This is a genomic window from Staphylococcus sp. EG-SA-10 (assembly GCF_017151945.1).
Classification (GTDB): domain Bacteria; phylum Bacillota; class Bacilli; order Staphylococcales; family Staphylococcaceae; genus Staphylococcus; species Staphylococcus aureus.
Genome location: NZ_JACVZJ010000007.1, coordinates 100,591 through 117,153, shown reverse-complemented (window position 1 = coordinate 117,153; position 16,563 = coordinate 100,591). Strand labels below are relative to the sequence as shown.

Genomic DNA, 16,563 nt, shown 5'->3' with positions numbered 1-16,563 from the left:
CTATTGATGTGTTAAACGAATGAAAGGGTGTACTGAATGAGCGACAATATTGTAGCTATTTATGGAGATGTGCCTGAATTGGTTGAAAAACAAAGTGCAGAAATCATATCACAATTTTTGAAAATTGATAGAGATGACTTTAACTTTGTGAAATATAATTTATACGAAACAGAGATTGCACCAATTGTTGAAGAAACATTAACATTTCCTTTCTTTTCAGATAAAAAAGCAATTTTGGTTAAAAATGCATATATATTTACAGGTGAAAAATCGCCAAAAGATATGGCTCACAATGTAGATCAATTAATAGAATTTATTGAAAAATATGATGGCGAAAATTTGATTGTCTTTGAGATATATCAAAATAAACTTGATGAAAGAAAAAAGTTAACTAAAACTCTAAAAAAGCATGCAAGGCTTAAAAAAATAGAGCAAATGTCTGAAGAAGAAATAAAAAAATGGATTCAAAGTAAATTAAATGAGAATTTCAAAGATATCAAAAGAGATGCATTAGATTTATTTATTGAGTTGACAGGTATTAACTTTAATATTGTCTCACAAGAGATAGAAAAGTTGATTTTATTTTTAGGCGATAGACCAACAATCAATAAGCAGGATGTTAACCAAATTATTAATAGAAGTTTAGAGCAAAATGTATTTTTACTGACTGAATACATTCAAAAAAGAAAGAAAGAACAAGCAATTCATTTAGTAAAAGATTTAATAACTATGAAAGAAGAACCTATTAAATTACTTGCACTAATTACAAGTAATTACCGATTATTTTATCAATGTAAGATTTTGAGTCAAAAAGGATATAGTGGACAGCAAATTGCTAAAACAATAGGCGTACATCCATACAGAGTAAAATTAGCGTTAGGACAAGTAAGACATTATCAACTTGATGAATTATTGAATATTATAGATGCTTGTGCGGAAACTGATTATAAACTTAAATCATCATATATGGATAAACAGTTAATACTGGAATTATTCATTCTATCTTTATAAAAAATAAAAGTTCAAGCATGCGCTTGAACTTTTATTTAAAAAGATTATTTATTTGCAGTCATTAATTGTGATTTAATACGGTCAGCTTTGTTTGAATGTATTAAATTACTTTTAGCAGCTTTGTCTACTAACTTAACTGCTAAGCTTACTAATTCATTTTTATTATCAGCGTTATTTGAAACAGCTGTTTTAGCGTTTTTAACTGCTGTACGCATTGCACTCTTTTGTGAAATGTTGCGTGCTTCAGCTTTTTCAGTTGTTTTTACACGTTTAATTGCAGATTTGATATTTGCCATTTCTGTCACCTCCTAAAAGTGAGTTCATCTTATCAAAATTTTATTTGATTACAACAAGAAATATTTTAACAAAAGTCTAACCGTTGTGCAATCATTTATTTGATGGGGTTAGTTTAAAATTTTGCAGATTTAATAAATTGTGTTGGAAACACAATCAATACGTTTTATAATTATAAGTACGTAATTAACATATTAACATATCGCAAGTATGTATTTAAATAAAGATTGTTATAATTTCAAAGTTCATCCAAGATTATGGCGTTTGCATTTACCTATTAAAAACGTTATTATATCAAAGATGCGAAAGATAATACGGGTTTATTTTATGAAAGTGAGAAGGATAAAATGGATAATGAGCAACGCTTAAAAAGAAGAGAGAATATAAGGAATTTCTCGATTATAGCACATATTGACCACGGAAAATCTACATTGGCTGATAGAATTTTAGAAAATACCAAATCAGTTGAAACAAGAGATATGCAAGATCAGTTACTAGATTCAATGGATTTAGAAAGAGAACGTGGTATTACAATCAAATTAAACGCAGTACGTTTAAAGTACGAAGCTAAAGATGGAAATACTTATACATTCCATTTAATCGATACGCCTGGACACGTCGATTTTACATATGAAGTGTCACGTTCTTTGGCAGCTTGTGAGGGCGCGATTTTAGTAGTAGATGCGGCTCAAGGTATCGAAGCACAAACATTAGCAAATGTTTATTTAGCATTAGATAATGAGTTAGAGTTATTGCCTGTTATTAACAAAATTGATTTACCTGCTGCTGAACCTGAACGCGTGAAACAAGAAATTGAAGATATGATAGGTTTAGACCAAGACGATGTTGTTTTAGCAAGTGCTAAATCTAACATTGGAATTGAAGAGATACTAGAGAAAATAGTTGAAGTTGTGCCAGCTCCAGATGGTGACCCAGAAGCACCATTAAAAGCATTAATATTTGATTCTGAGTATGATCCATATAGAGGGGTAATTTCATCGATAAGAATTGTAGACGGTGTTGTTAAAGCCGGAGATAAAATTCGAATGATGGCCACTGGTAAAGAGTTCGAAGTAACAGAAGTTGGAATTAATACACCTAAGCAGCTTCCAGTTGATGAATTAACAGTTGGTGATGTTGGTTATATTATTGCAAGTATTAAAAATGTTGATGATTCTAGGGTTGGTGACACAATCACATTAGCTAGTAGACCTGCATCAGAACCATTGCAAGGTTATAAGAAAATGAATCCAATGGTATATTGTGGACTGTTCCCGATAGATAACAAAAATTATAATGATTTAAGAGAAGCATTAGAAAAATTACAATTGAATGATGCATCATTAGAATTCGAGCCTGAATCATCACAAGCATTAGGTTTTGGTTATAGAACTGGTTTCTTAGGTATGTTACACATGGAAATAATTCAAGAAAGAATTGAAAGAGAATTTGGCATTGAATTAATTGCAACCGCACCATCTGTAATTTATCAATGTATTTTAAGGGACGGTTCAGAAGTGACGGTTGATAACCCAGCACAAATGCCAGATCGTGATAAAATTGATAAAATATTTGAGCCATATGTTCGTGCAACTATGATGGTTCCAAATGACTATGTAGGTGCAGTAATGGAATTATGTCAACGTAAACGTGGACAATTTATAAATATGGACTATTTAGATGATATTCGTGTAAATATTGTTTATGAATTACCTTTAGCTGAAGTTGTATTTGATTTCTTCGATCAACTTAAATCTAATACCAAAGGATATGCATCATTTGATTATGAGTTCATCGAAAATAAAGAAAGTAATTTAGTGAAGATGGATATTTTATTAAATGGTGATAAAGTGGATGCTCTAAGCTTCATAGTTCATAGAGATTTTGCATATGAACGTGGTAAAGCATTAGTTGAAAAACTTAAAACGTTAATTCCAAGACAGCAATTTGAAGTACCTGTACAGGCTGCAATAGGACAAAAAATTGTAGCACGTACAAATATTAAATCAATGGGTAAAAATGTTTTAGCTAAATGTTATGGCGGTGACATAAGCCGTAAACGTAAATTACTTGAAAAACAAAAAGCAGGTAAAGCTAAGATGAAAGCAGTTGGTAATGTTGAAATTCCACAGGATGCTTTCTTGGCTGTATTGAAAATGGATGACGAATAATTTTTAAAAAATCAATTAGCAATTTACAATGAATAAAGTTTAATAACTAAAAAGCGGGAGCCTAGGATAAATTAACGTCCTGGGCTTTACAATGTTATATTGGCAGTCATCGACCGAGTTAGAATGAGCTTATAACAATGGGGCCCCAACACAGAGAATTTCGAAAAGAAATTCTACAGGCAATGCGAGTTGGGGTGTGGGCCCCAACACAGAGAAATTGGATTCCCAATTTCTACGGACAATGCAAGTTGGCGGGGCCCCAACAAAGAAGCTGACGAAAAGTCAGCTTACAATAATGTGCGAGTTGGGGTGGGACGACGAAATAAATTTTGCGAAAATATCATTTCTGTCCCACTCCCTTATGCATGAGTTTAACTCATGTAATTCTATTTTTAAGTACATATTACCTCTGGCTAATGTGTAAGAGCCACTACATAATAAATCATTAGTGGTTCTTTATTATTTCTATCTCACTCTCTCTTAACATTTATAAATATTAAAATGAATCGATATATTAGACAATCATTGATTAAACGTTAAAGTTAAAAGTAAGAATAATTGCAGATAGTCCAACAGGATATAGCCGATTGGATAAAAAGTCTGAGAAGCGGGGCATTAAAATGACGGTACAAAGTGCATATATACATATTCCATTTTGTGTAAGAATATGTACATATTGTGATTTCAATAAATATTTTATACAGCATCAACCTGTAGATGAGTACTTAGATGCACTAATCACAGAAATGTCTACAGCAAAATATAGGAACTTAAGGACCATGTATGTAGGTGGCGGCACTCCAACGGCCCTTTCTATTGATCAGTTGGAAAGATTACTTAAAGCAATACGTGATACGTTTACAATCACAGGCGAGTATACATTTGAAGCAAATCCTGATGAGTTAACTAAAGAGAAAGTCCAACTATTAGAGAAATATGGAGTAAACAGAATTTCAATGGGCGTTCAAACATTCAAGCCGGAGTTATTGTCTGTTTTAGGTAGAACGCACAATACTGAAGATATTTACACTTCGGTGTTAAATGCTAAAAACGCAGGTATTAAATCAATCAGTTTAGATTTAATGTATCATTTACCGAAGCAGACGATTGAAGATTTTGAACAAAGTTTAGATCTAGCTTTAGATATGGATATTCAACATATTTCGAGTTACGGCTTAATACTTGAACCTAAAACCCAATTTTATAATATGTATAGAAAAGGTTTGCTCAAACTTCCTAATGAGGATTTAGGTGCTGACATGTATCAGTTGCTGTTGTCTAAGATAGAACAATCTCCTTTCCATCAATACGAAATATCTAATTTTGCATTAGATGGCCATGAATCAGAACATAACAAGGTTTACTGGTTTAATGAGGAATATTATGGATTTGGAGCAGGTGCAAGTGGTTATGTAGATGGTGTTCGTTATACGAATATCAATCCAGTGAGTCATTATATCAAAGCTATAAATAAAGAAAGTAAAGCAATTTTAGTATCAAATAAACCTTCTTTGACTGAGAGAATGGAAGAAGAAATGTTTCTTGGGTTGCGTTTAAATGAAGGTGTGAGCAGTAGAAGGTTCAAAAAAAAGTTTGACCAATCTATTGAAAGTGTCTTTGGTCAAACAATAAATAATTTAAAAGAGAAGAAATTAATTGTAGAAAAGAACGATGCGATTGCACTTACAAATCGAGGGAAAGTCATTGGTAATGAGGTTTTTGAAGCTTTCCTAATAAATGATTAAAAAAAATTGAAATTTCGAGTCTTTAACATTGACTTACTTTGACCAATTTGATAAATTATAATTAGCACTTGAGATAAGTGAGTGCTAATGAGGTGAAAACATGATTACAGATAGGCAATTGAGTATATTAAACGCAATTGTTGAGGATTATGTTGATTTTGGACAACCCGTTGGTTCTAAAACACTAATTGAGCGACATAACTTGAATGTTAGTCCTGCTACAATTAGAAATGAGATGAAACAGCTTGAAGATTTAAACTATATCGAAAAGACACATAGTTCTTCAGGGCGTTCGCCATCACAATTAGGTTTTAGGTATTATGTCAATCGTTTACTTGAACAAACATCTCATCAAAAAACAAATAAATTAAGACGATTAAATCAATTGTTAGTTGAGAATCAATATGATGTATCATCAGCATTGACATATTTTGCAGATGAATTATCAAATATATCTCAATATACAACTTTAGTTGTTCATCCTAATCATAAACAAGATATTATCAATAATGTACACTTGATTCGTGCTAATCCTAATTTAGTTATAATGGTTATCGTATTTTCATCAGGTCATGTTGAGCATGTACATCTTGCTTCAGACATACCGTTTAGTAATGACAAACTAAATACAATATCAAATTTTGTTACTAACAAACTAACTGAGTTTAATCAGAATTTACAAGATGATATTGTCTCTTTTGTTCAATCAGAGCAGGAAGAAATATTTATCAATAAATTGTTAAATACGATGAATAATCATATTTCTAATCAAAGTAATAGCATTTATATGGGTGGAAAGGTTAAACTTATTGATGCATTGAATGAAAGTAATGTATCTTCAATTCAGCCTATTCTACAATATATAGAATCAAATAGAATTGCAGAATTATTACAAGATATATCTTCACCAAATATTAATGTAAAAATTGGTAATGAAATTGATGACAGCTTAAGTGATATTTCAATTGTAACAAGTCAATATCATTTTGATGAAACGTTAAAAGGTCAAATCGCTGTGATTGGACCTACAGCTATGCATTATCAAAATGTCATTCAATTATTAAATAGAATTTGGTAATGATGGATTAGAAAGTATTGGAGGACAGAAAATGACAAATAAAGACGAATCAGTTGAAAAAAACACTGAATCAACAGTTGAAGAAACAAACGTCAAACAAAATATTGATGATTCAGTTGAACAAACTGAAGAAAGTAAAGGTCATTTACAAGATGAAGCAATAGAAGAAACGTCTGACGAGAATGTTATTGAAGAAATAGATCCAAAAGATCAAAAAATTAATGAACTTCAACAATTAGCAGATGAAAACGAAGAGAAATATTTAAGGCTCTACGCTGAGTTTGAAAATTATAAGCGTAGAATTCAAAAAGAAAATGAAATAAATAAAACATATCAAGCACAACGTGTGTTAACAGATATTTTACCAGCAATAGACAATATAGAACGTGCACTTCAAATTGAAGGTGATGATGAGACTTTTAAATCTCTTCAAAAAGGTGTACAAATGGTGCATGAAAGTTTGATTAACGCACTAAAAGATAATGGTCTTGAAGTTATTAAAACTGAAGGTGAAGCATTTGATCCAAATATTCACCAAGCTGTAGTTCAAGATGATAACCCTGATTTTGAATCTGGCGAAATCACTCAAGAACTACAAAAAGGATACAAGCTGAAAGATAGAGTATTAAGACCATCAATGGTCAAAGTAAACCAATAACTTAAATTTGGCGAAACGACATTGTTTAAAAATCAAATTAATTTAATGATTAAATGGAGGAATTTTATTATGAGTAAAATTATTGGTATAGACTTAGGTACAACAAATTCATGTGTAACAGTATTAGAAGGCGATGAGCCAAAAGTAATTCAAAATCCTGAAGGTTCACGTACAACACCATCTGTTGTAGCTTTCAAAAATGGAGAAACTCAAGTTGGTGAAGTAGCTAAACGTCAAGCTATTACAAACCCAAATACTGTTCAATCTATTAAACGTCATATGGGTACTGATTATAAAGTAGATATTGAAGGTAAATCATACACACCACAAGAAATCTCAGCTATGATTTTACAAAACTTAAAAAATACAGCTGAAAGCTATTTAGGTGAGAAAGTTGACAAAGCTGTAATTACAGTACCTGCATACTTTAACGACGCTGAACGTCAAGCAACTAAAGATGCTGGTAAAATTGCTGGTTTAGAAGTTGAGCGTATCATTAATGAACCAACAGCTGCAGCATTAGCATATGGTTTAGACAAAACTGATAAAGATGAAAAAGTTCTTGTTTTTGACTTAGGTGGCGGTACATTTGACGTATCTATCCTAGAATTAGGTGACGGTGTATTCGAAGTACTATCAACAGCCGGTGACAACAAACTTGGCGGTGATGATTTTGACCAAGTAATTATTGACTACCTAGTTGCAGAATTCAAAAAAGAAAATGGCGTAGACTTATCTCAAGATAAAATGGCATTACAACGTTTGAAAGATGCTGCTGAAAAAGCTAAAAAAGACTTATCAGGTGTATCACAAACTCAAATCTCATTACCATTTATCTCAGCTGGTGAAAACGGTCCATTACACTTAGAAGTAAACTTAACTCGTTCTAAATTTGAGGAATTATCAGATTCATTAATTAGAAGAACAATGGAACCTACACGCCAAGCAATGAAAGACGCTGGCTTAACAAACTCAGATATCGATGAAGTTATCTTAGTTGGTGGATCAACTCGTATTCCAGCGGTACAAGAAGCTGTCAAAAAAGAAATCGGTAAAGAACCTAACAAAGGTGTAAACCCAGACGAAGTAGTGGCAATGGGAGCTGCAATCCAAGGTGGCGTTATCACAGGTGACGTTAAAGACGTAGTATTATTAGACGTAACACCACTATCTTTAGGTATTGAAATTTTAGGTGGACGTATGAATACGTTAATTGAACGTAACACTACGATTCCTACATCTAAATCTCAAATCTATTCAACTGCAGTTGATAATCAACCATCAGTAGATGTACACGTATTACAAGGTGAACGTCCAATGGCTGCGGATAATAAAACACTTGGTAGATTCCAATTGACTGATATTCCACCAGCTGAACGTGGTAAACCTCAAATTGAAGTAACGTTTGATATCGATAAAAACGGTATTGTAAATGTAACTGCAAAAGACTTAGGTACAAATAAAGAACAAAGAATTACAATTCAATCAAGTTCTTCATTATCAGACGAAGAAATCGACCGTATGGTAAAAGATGCTGAAGTTAACGCTGAAGCAGATAAAAAACGTCGTGAAGAAGTAGACTTAAGAAACGAAGCTGACAGCCTAGTATTCCAAGTTGAAAAAACTTTAACTGATTTAGGCGAAAATATCGGTGAAGAAGATAAAAAATCTGCTGAAGATAAAAAAGACGCTCTTAAAACTGCTTTAGAAGGTCAAGATATAGAAGATATTAAATCTAAAAAAGAAGAACTTGAAAAAGTGATTCAAGAATTATCAGCAAAAGTATATGAGCAAGCGGCTCAACAGCAACAACAAGCACAAGGTGCTAATGCTGGTCAAAACAACGATAGTACTGTAGAAGATGCTGAATTTAAAGAAGTAAAAGACGACGACAAAAAATAATTAAACAATACAATTAGAATGTTGTCATGATCTGAAAAGTCAAAGTCAATAGAACATTGGCTTTGGCTTTTTATTTGGATAGTATGACATATTACGTTAAACTATATGAGTTAATTAAGAAAAGGAGAGATAGCTGTGGCCAAAAGAGACTATTATGAAGTTTTAGGCATTAGTAAAGATGCTTCAAAAGATGAAATCAAAAAAGCGTATCGAAAGCTTTCGAAAAAATATCATCCAGATATTAACAAAGAAGAAGGTGCAGATGAAAAGTTTAAAGAAATTTCTGAAGCCTATGAAGTTTTAAGTGATGATAATAAACGCGCAAGCTATGATCAATTTGGACATGATGGGCCACAAGGTTTTGGTGGACAAGGATTCAATGGCTCTGACTTTGGCGGTTTTAGTGGCTTCGGTGGCGGCGGTTTTGAAGATATCTTTAGCTCTTTCTTCGGTGGCGGCAGACAAAGAGATCCAAATGCACCGCAAAAAGGTGATGATCTTCAGTATACAATGACATTGACATTTGAAGAAGCGGTATTTGGTACAACAAAAGAAATTTCAATCCGTAAAGATGTAACATGCGAAACATGTCATGGTGATGGTGCAAAGCCTGGAACAAGTAAAAAGACTTGTAGTTACTGTAATGGCGCTGGTCATGTAGCTGTAGAACAAAATACAATTTTAGGTAGAGTTCGTACTGAACAAGTTTGTCCTAAATGTAATGGAAGTGGTCAAGAATTTGAAGAAGCTTGTCCAACATGTCACGGTAAAGGTACTGAAAATAAAACAGTTAAATTAGAAGTGAAAGTACCTGAAGGTGTTGACAATGAACAACAAATTAGATTAGCTGGTGAAGGCTCTCCAGGCGTGAATGGAGGACCTGCTGGCGATTTATACGTAGTATTTAGAGTTAAACCATCTGAAACATTTAAACGTGATGGTGATGATATTTATTACAAATTAAATGTTAGCTTCCCACAAGCAGCTTTAGGCGATGAAATAAAAATACCAACATTAAATAATGAAGTTATGTTAACAATCCCTGCTGGTACACAAACAGGTAAGCAATTCCGCTTAAAAGAAAAGGGTATAAAAAATGTTCATGGCTATGGATACGGAGATTTATATGTTGATATTAAAGTAGTAACACCTACTAAATTAACAGATAGACAAAAAGAACTAATGAAAGAATTTGCCCAATTAAATGGTGAAGAAATTAATGAACAACCTTCGAATTTTAAAGATAGAGCAAAAAGATTCTTTAAGGGAGAATAAAGTATGAACTGGACAGAGCTTTCAATTATTATTAATCATGAAGCAGTAGAATTGGCTACCAATATACTTGAAAATCATGGATCAAATGGTGTCGTGATAGAAGATTCAGATGATTTAATTAATCAACCAGAAGATAAATACGGTGAAATTTACGCTTTGAAAAAAGAGGATTATCCAGATAAGGGAGTAAGATTGAAAGCCTATTTTAATGAGATGACTTATGATGATAAGTTGCGACAGCGAATTAAAGATGAGTTATTAAATTTAGATGAACTTGATCAACAAAACGTTCAATTCAGTGAGCAAATCATTGCAGAAACGGATTGGGAAAATGAATGGAAAAACTATTTCCATCCATTCCGAGCGTCGAAGAAGTTCACAATAGTCCCTAGTTGGGAAACATATGCTAAAGAAGCGGATGAAGAGCTTTGCATTGAGCTCGACCCAGGTATGGCTTTTGGAACAGGCGATCATCCGACTACAAGTATGTGTTTGAAGGCAATAGAAACATATGTATTGCCACAGCATTCAGTAATTGATGTTGGTACTGGCTCAGGTATATTAAGTATTGCAAGTCATCTAATCGGTGTAAAACGTATTAAAGCGTTGGATATTGATGAAATGGCAGTGAGTGTAGCTAAAGAAAACTTCAGAAGAAATCATTGTGAAACGTTAATTGAAGCTGTTCCAGGTAACTTATTGAAAGACGAAACAGAAAAATTTGATATTGTAATAGCAAATATTTTAGCGCATATTATTGATGAAATGATTGAAGATGCTTATAATACTCTAAATGAAGGCGGTTATTTTATTACTTCTGGTATTATAAAAGAGAAGTATGAAGGTATACAGTCACATATGGAGCGTGTAGGTTTTAAAATTATTTCAGAACAACATGACAACGGTTGGGTTTGTCTTGTTGGCCAGAAAGTGAGTGAATAATGTGCAACGTTATTTCATAGACCAAAACGCTGATGTAAGTCAGCGTTTTTTTATTACAAAAAAAGAAGATATTCATCATATAACAAATGTAATGAGATATGATGTTGGTAGTAAAATTATTTTAACTTTTAATGATCAAACAGTTTATTTATGTGAAATTGCTGATATAACAAGTGATAAAATTGCAGTTGATTTAAAAGAAAAACAAAATATTAATACAGAATTGCCAGTTGATGTTACGATTTGCAGTGGGCTAATTAAAGCTGACAAATATGAGTGGTTGCTGCAAAAAGCTACTGAATTGGGTGCTTCATCATTTATAGCTGTTAGCATGGAACGTTCAATTGTTAAATTAAACGAGGCAAAAGTTGTCAAAAAGATAGAGCGTTGGCAAAAAATAATTAAAGAAGCTGCCGAACAAAGCTATCGTTTAGTGATTCCATCTATTCAATTCGAGTCGAATTTAAAATTAATTTGTGATACTATTGATAATTATGACTATATTCTTATTGCATATGAAGAGGAAGCAAAAGATGGTGAGTTAAGCAATTTCAAGCAAACTTTACAACAATTCAAGGCTCAGGATAAAGTGTTGATGATTTTTGGTCCTGAGGGTGGTTTGTCAGAAAATGAAATTTCATTATTTAGTAATACTAGTACAGTTGTTGGTCTTGGACCGAGAATTTTACGGGCAGAAACTGCGCCATTGTATGCGTTAAGTGCAATAAGTTATGAAAAAGAATTAATGGGGTGAATATTTATGTCAACTGTTGCGTTTCACACATTAGGTTGTAAGGTAAACCATTATGAAACTGAAGCAATCTGGCAATTATTTAAAGAAGCAAACTATGAGCGCGTTGACTTTGAAGCGAATGCTGATGTATTTGTTATTAATACTTGTACAGTAACGAATACAGGTGATAAAAAAAGTCGTCAAATAATTAGACGTGCAATAAGACAAAATCCTGATGCTGTAATCTGTGTAACAGGTTGTTATGCGCAAACTTCATCAGCTGAAATTATGGAAATTCCTGGTGTCGATGTAGTAGTTGGTACACAAGATAGACACAAACTATTAGGCTACATTGATGAATTCCGTAAAGAACGCCAACCAATTAATGGTGTTGGAAATATCATGAAAAATCGTAAATATGAAGAATTAGATGTCCCTTATTTTACAGATAGAACACGTGCGTCATTAAAAATTCAAGAAGGTTGTAACAACTTTTGCACATTCTGTATTATTCCATGGGCTCGTGGCTTAATGCGTTCAAGAGATCCGGAAAAAGTAGTTGAACAAGCGACGCAACTAGTGAATTCAGGATATAAGGAAATTGTATTGACGGGAATTCATACAGGTGGATATGGTCAAGATTTAAAAGATTATAACTTGGCCCAATTATTACGTGATCTTGAAACGATTAATGGATTAGAACGAATTCGAATTTCTTCAATTGAAGCAAGTCAACTTACAGATGAAGTAATTGACGTTTTAGAACGTTCAACAAAAGTTGTGCGTCATTTGCATATTCCATTACAATCTGGTTCAGATACAGTATTAAAACGTATGAGACGTAAGTATACAATGGATAGATTTTCAGAACGATTAACAAAATTGCATAAAGCTTTACCAGACTTGGCAGTTACGAGTGATGTAATTGTTGGTTTCCCAGGTGAAACTGAAGCTGAGTTCCAAGAAACATATGATTTTATCGTAAAGCATAAGTTCTCTGAACTGCATGTTTTCCCTTATTCTCCTAGAATTGGCACGCCAGCTGCAAGAATGGATGACCAAATTGATGAAGAAATTAAAAATGAACGCGTGCATAAGTTAATTACGCTAAGCAATCAACTTGGAAAGTTATATGCGTCTAAATTTGATCAAGATGTGCTTGAAGTAATTCCTGAGGAACAGGGTGACACAGAAGGTACATTAGTTGGATATGCAGATAATTATATGAAAGTACAATTTGAAGGTGACGAATCACTCATAGGTCAAATTGTAAAAGTTAAAATTACGCAAGCAAATTATCCATTAAATGAAGGGCAAGCAATTAAAGTTGTTGATTTTGCAACAAATAAATCTGATAGAGAAGTTTTAGTATAAGTATTCCTTGATTCATACCATAAGGTTCCGTACTAAAGATATAGGTTTTGTAACGTTGTTTTAACGGCTTCACAATTTACTATATAAGCAACTCTTCTCATTAAATAAATTATTAAGAGATTTTTAGAACAAAATCTAAAAGTCTTTGTGATTTTGATGTGAAATATGTTTCAAATAAAAAACAATTTACTAATTGACCATAAATTACAGATATATTATACTTATAAATGCATAGTTTTACTGTGCAATTGACTATAAAGTTCCGTTGATATTTGGAGGGAGGGAAATACAGATGTCTAAAACAGTAGTACGTAAAAATGAATCACTTGAAGATGCGTTACGTAGATTTAAACGTTCAGTTTCTAAAAGTGGAACAATCCAAGAAGTACGTAAACGTGAATTTTACGAAAAACCAAGCGTAAAACGTAAAAAGAAATCAGAAGCTGCACGTAAGCGTAAATTCAAATAATTAATACCTCTGTTGACTCCCTCAACACGAATATTAATTATATAAAATAAACATCACAAGTTAGTGTCTGGCACTAATATGTGATGTTTTTTTGTTGTCAATTTTTAATTAAAAAAAGTTATATAGTTTATAAATAATCAAATTGATATTCTATAGGTTCTTATAACTATAAAGTATATTCAATTTCATGTATAATTAATGTGAGGGCGAGGTGAAATTGTGAGTTATAATAATTTTTTACAAATGACGACTATCTTGGAATCAACGGCTGGAGATACTTGGGTTGAACAAGTTAGTAATATAATTGTTCAACCTATTTTTACGTTAATATTAACCTGTTTGACATTCTTAGGATTTGTATATCAACTTTACTCTAAAAAAATCAATGCAGCTGGTATTATCGCCACATTATCATTACTTATTTTATTTTTGGGATTTCTAATCCAAGGAAATGTCAATATGCATTCTATCTTAATATTCTCAATTGGCGTTATATTAGTTGTAATTGAATTATTTGTAGTTGGTGCAGTAATTGGTATTATTGGCATGATACTGATAACTATAAGCATAACAACGCTCGGTGATAATTTGCTATTTATGCTTGCGAATGTTATCGTTGCCTTGATTTTAACGATTGTAGAATGGGTGATATTAGTGAAGATTTTCAACAGAAAGATTCCGTTTTTGGATAAAGTTATCTTAAAAGATTCAACTAATTCTGAGTCAGGTTACAATTCTCATGATAACCGCTCGCACCTCGTAGGAAAGACTGCTCAAACAGTTACAGATCTTCGACCTGCAGGGATTATTTTTTGTGAAAATGAACGTATTGATGCTGTTTCAGATGGCAACTTTATTTTACGCAATAAAACGGTAAAAATCCTTGAGGTTGAAGGAACAAGAGTAGTTGTGAGGGAAGTAGATTAATTAAAAGGAGCGATACCATGTTTAGTTTAAGTTTTATCGTAATAGCAGTTATTATAGTAGTTGCATTACTTATTTTATTCTCATTTGTACCGATTGGTTTATGGATTTCAGCGTTAGCAGCTGGCGTTCATGTTGGTATAGGTACATTGGTTGGTATGCGTTTACGTCGTGTATCTCCAAGAAAAGTTATAGCGCCATTAATTAAAGCGCATAAAGCAGGACTAGCATTAACAACAAACCAATTAGAATCGCATTATCTAGCAGGAGGAAATGTTGACAGAGTTGTTGACGCTAATATTGCTGCACAACGTGCTGACATTGATCTTCCTTTCGAACGTGCTGCTGCAATTGACCTTGCAGGACGTGACGTATTAGAAGCGGTTCAAATGTCTGTTAATCCTAAAGTCATTGAAACACCATTTATCGCAGGTGTAGCAATGAACGGTATTGAAGTGAAAGCCAAAGCTCGTATCACAGTTAGAGCTAATATTGCTCGACTTGTTGGTGGTGCTGGTGAAGAAACAATCATCGCACGTGTTGGTGAAGGTATCGTTTCAACAATTGGTTCTAGTAAGCATCATACAGAAGTACTTGAAAACCCAGATAATATTTCTAAAACAGTATTAAGCAAAGGTTTAGATTCAGGTACTGCATTTGAAATTTTATCAATTGATATTGCTGACGTTGATATTAGTAAAAATATTGGTGCAGACTTACAAACTGAACAAGCATTAGCAGACAAAAATATTGCACAAGCAAAAGCTGAAGAACGTAGAGCTATGGCTGTAGCAACTGAGCAAGAAATGAAAGCACGTGTACAAGAAATGCATGCTAAAGTAGTTGAAGCCGAATCTGAAGTACCATTAGCTATGGCTGAAGCATTACGTTCAGGTAATATCAGTGTCAAAGATTATTATAATTTGAAAAATATCGAAGCTGATACAGGCATGAGAAATGCAATTAATAAACGAACTGATCAAAGTGATGATGAGTCACCTGAACATTAAGTCGAGAGGTGATTAAATGAGTGTCGGTATTCTAATTTTTGTCATATCAGTGATCATTTCTATCATTACTACTATGCGCGAAAATAGTCATAAAGATAGACAAAATCAAAAGCCACCTCAAAAAACATCTACCGATAATGAACCAAAAAAAGGTGGCTTTTTTGAAGAAATTGAGCGAACGTTTAAAGAAATAAGTGAAGAATTAAATGAAGAAGAAAAGAAATCATCGAAACGAAAATATGATGATACGTTACCACCTTTATTCGATGAACTTCCAAAGGAAGAGCCTAAATCGAAGCCTGTTGTAGAACCTATGGCACCTAAAAAACAACAAGAAACAAAACCGATGACAGAGAAACCAATTACAGTGCCTAAAGCAGAACCGGTGGAACAGAAACATAGACCTTCTAGACAAGATAATTCTGACGAAATTAGACGTCAATTAGAAAAATCACTTAGAGATGATATTAAAACGATTCGTACTGACATTGATAGAGAAAAAGAAAAGCAAATTGCTAAAATGGAAAAACGTGCTAGAGATATTATTGAGGATAAATACTTATCTGAACGTACAAAACGTTTGAAATTAAAGCAGTTGCTTAATTCTCAAAATGTCGAAAAAGATTTGACTAAATCAGCGTTCCAATTTGATAAAGATGAAGTAATCAATGGTATGATATGGTCAGAAATTTTAGCTAAACCAAAACAATTATAAAATTTTTGAAAACAAGCACTATCGTAATGGTAGTTGCTTGTTTTTTTATGTTAAGAAAAATTGAAAAACAAAGAGAATCTTTCGAAAAATATTAGTTATTTAAATTACAGCAAAAAATTGATTAGTCTAAAATTGAAACTGCTTTTATGACAATGTGAAAAGTATAAATGATTATTTTAAATTAAAGAAAAATGAGTAAGTCAATGCAAAGATGTTTAAATCAATCAATTGCATGATATAATTAAGTAGATATTAAAGCATC

General features: G+C 32.6%; 15 protein-coding genes. 14 read left to right on the top strand and 1 reads right to left on the bottom strand.

The annotated features are described in order from the left end of the window. Window positions 1-36: 36 nt before the first annotated feature. A complete protein-coding gene (holA, locus tag IDG45_RS07805) occupies window positions 37-1,011 on the top strand; it encodes a DNA polymerase III subunit delta (protein ID WP_168784188.1) in 975 nt (324 codons plus the stop codon). A 44-nt stretch (window positions 1,012-1,055) separates the two neighbouring features. Here holA and rpsT read toward each other — a convergent pair whose 3' ends face one another. Beyond that, entirely contained in the window at window positions 1,056-1,307 is a 252-nt protein-coding gene (rpsT, locus tag IDG45_RS07800) for a 30S ribosomal protein S20 (RefSeq protein WP_206171588.1), read from the bottom strand. A gap of 345 nt (window positions 1,308-1,652) precedes the next feature. Between rpsT and lepA the strand changes: the two genes are divergently transcribed. The 13 genes from lepA to IDG45_RS07735 all read left to right on the top strand — a co-directional run bounded on the left by lepA (window position 1,653) and on the right by IDG45_RS07735 (window position 16,301). After that, complete coding sequence (gene lepA / locus IDG45_RS07795; protein ID WP_000368338.1) at window positions 1,653-3,476, top strand: translation elongation factor 4; 1,824 nt, start codon at window positions 1,653-1,655, stop codon at window positions 3,474-3,476. Window positions 3,477-4,096: 620 nt separating this feature from the next. Continuing rightward, window positions 4,097-5,221 carry a radical SAM family heme chaperone HemW gene (gene hemW / locus IDG45_RS07790; RefSeq protein ID WP_000218087.1) on the top strand — a complete coding sequence of 375 codons (1,125 nt, stop codon included), beginning with the start codon at window positions 4,097-4,099 and terminating at the stop codon, window positions 5,219-5,221. Window positions 5,222-5,321: 100 nt separating this feature from the next. Continuing rightward, window positions 5,322-6,299: a heat-inducible transcriptional repressor HrcA gene (gene hrcA, locus IDG45_RS07785; protein WP_000627147.1), complete on the top strand. Its 978-nt coding sequence runs from the start codon at window positions 5,322-5,324 to the stop codon at window positions 6,297-6,299. A 31-nt stretch (window positions 6,300-6,330) separates the two neighbouring features. Beyond that, window positions 6,331-6,957, top strand: a complete 627-nt coding sequence (gene grpE / locus IDG45_RS07780) for a nucleotide exchange factor GrpE (protein ID WP_000182221.1) — start codon at window positions 6,331-6,333, stop codon at window positions 6,955-6,957. Window positions 6,958-7,026: 69 nt separating this feature from the next. Further along, entirely contained in the window at window positions 7,027-8,859 is a 1,833-nt protein-coding gene (dnaK, locus tag IDG45_RS07775) for a molecular chaperone DnaK (protein ID WP_000034714.1), read from the top strand. A gap of 135 nt (window positions 8,860-8,994) precedes the next feature. Further along, window positions 8,995-10,134, top strand: coding sequence for a molecular chaperone DnaJ (gene dnaJ, locus IDG45_RS07770; protein ID WP_001119021.1), 1,140 nt, complete (start codon window positions 8,995-8,997; stop codon window positions 10,132-10,134). A gap of 3 nt (window positions 10,135-10,137) precedes the next feature. Then, window positions 10,138-11,076, top strand: a complete 939-nt coding sequence (gene prmA, locus IDG45_RS07765; protein WP_001104616.1) for a 50S ribosomal protein L11 methyltransferase — start codon at window positions 10,138-10,140, stop codon at window positions 11,074-11,076. Between the two features lies 1 nt (window position 11,077). Further along, window positions 11,078-11,830, top strand: a complete 753-nt coding sequence (locus IDG45_RS07760; RefSeq protein ID WP_001190120.1) for a 16S rRNA (uracil(1498)-N(3))-methyltransferase — start codon at window positions 11,078-11,080, stop codon at window positions 11,828-11,830. Between the two features lie 6 nt (window positions 11,831-11,836). Beyond that, window positions 11,837-13,183 carry a tRNA (N(6)-L-threonylcarbamoyladenosine(37)-C(2))-methylthiotransferase MtaB gene (mtaB, locus tag IDG45_RS07755; protein WP_000108667.1) on the top strand — a complete coding sequence of 449 codons (1,347 nt, stop codon included), beginning with the start codon at window positions 11,837-11,839 and terminating at the stop codon, window positions 13,181-13,183. Window positions 13,184-13,475: 292 nt separating this feature from the next. After that, complete coding sequence (rpsU, locus tag IDG45_RS07750) at window positions 13,476-13,652, top strand: 30S ribosomal protein S21 (RefSeq protein ID WP_000048060.1); 177 nt, start codon at window positions 13,476-13,478, stop codon at window positions 13,650-13,652. Window positions 13,653-13,895: 243 nt separating this feature from the next. After that, window positions 13,896-14,579 (top strand): NfeD family protein, encoded by a 684-nt coding sequence (locus tag IDG45_RS07745; RefSeq protein ID WP_001802667.1) that lies wholly within the window; start codon window positions 13,896-13,898, stop codon window positions 14,577-14,579. A 17-nt stretch (window positions 14,580-14,596) separates the two neighbouring features. Beyond that, complete coding sequence (gene floA / locus IDG45_RS07740) at window positions 14,597-15,586, top strand: flotillin-like protein FloA (protein WP_000492114.1); 990 nt, start codon at window positions 14,597-14,599, stop codon at window positions 15,584-15,586. Window positions 15,587-15,602: 16 nt separating this feature from the next. Further along, window positions 15,603-16,301: an SPOR domain-containing protein gene (locus tag IDG45_RS07735; RefSeq protein WP_000110603.1), complete on the top strand. Its 699-nt coding sequence runs from the start codon at window positions 15,603-15,605 to the stop codon at window positions 16,299-16,301. Window positions 16,302-16,563 lie beyond the last annotated feature (262 nt).

Coding starts and splice junctions, on each gene's coding strand:
- mtaB (WP_000108667.1), top strand. CDS start 11,837: ATGTCAACTGTTGCGTTTCACACATTAGGTTGTAAGGTAAACCATTAT.
- prmA (WP_001104616.1), top strand. CDS start 10,138: ATGAACTGGACAGAGCTTTCAATTATTATTAATCATGAAGCAGTAGAA.
- rpsU (WP_000048060.1), top strand. CDS start 13,476: ATGTCTAAAACAGTAGTACGTAAAAATGAATCACTTGAAGATGCGTTA.
- lepA (WP_000368338.1), top strand. CDS start 1,653: ATGGATAATGAGCAACGCTTAAAAAGAAGAGAGAATATAAGGAATTTC.
- IDG45_RS07735 (WP_000110603.1), top strand. CDS start 15,603: ATGAGTGTCGGTATTCTAATTTTTGTCATATCAGTGATCATTTCTATC.
- floA (WP_000492114.1), top strand. CDS start 14,597: ATGTTTAGTTTAAGTTTTATCGTAATAGCAGTTATTATAGTAGTTGCA.
- dnaK (WP_000034714.1), top strand. CDS start 7,027: ATGAGTAAAATTATTGGTATAGACTTAGGTACAACAAATTCATGTGTA.
- hemW (WP_000218087.1), top strand. CDS start 4,097: ATGACGGTACAAAGTGCATATATACATATTCCATTTTGTGTAAGAATA.
- holA (WP_168784188.1), top strand. CDS start 37: ATGAGCGACAATATTGTAGCTATTTATGGAGATGTGCCTGAATTGGTT.
- hrcA (WP_000627147.1), top strand. CDS start 5,322: ATGATTACAGATAGGCAATTGAGTATATTAAACGCAATTGTTGAGGAT.
- rpsT (WP_206171588.1), bottom strand. CDS start 1,307: ATGGCAAATATCAAATCTGCAATTAAACGTGTAAAAACAACTGAAAAA.
- IDG45_RS07745 (WP_001802667.1), top strand. CDS start 13,896: ATGACGACTATCTTGGAATCAACGGCTGGAGATACTTGGGTTGAACAA.
- grpE (WP_000182221.1), top strand. CDS start 6,331: ATGACAAATAAAGACGAATCAGTTGAAAAAAACACTGAATCAACAGTT.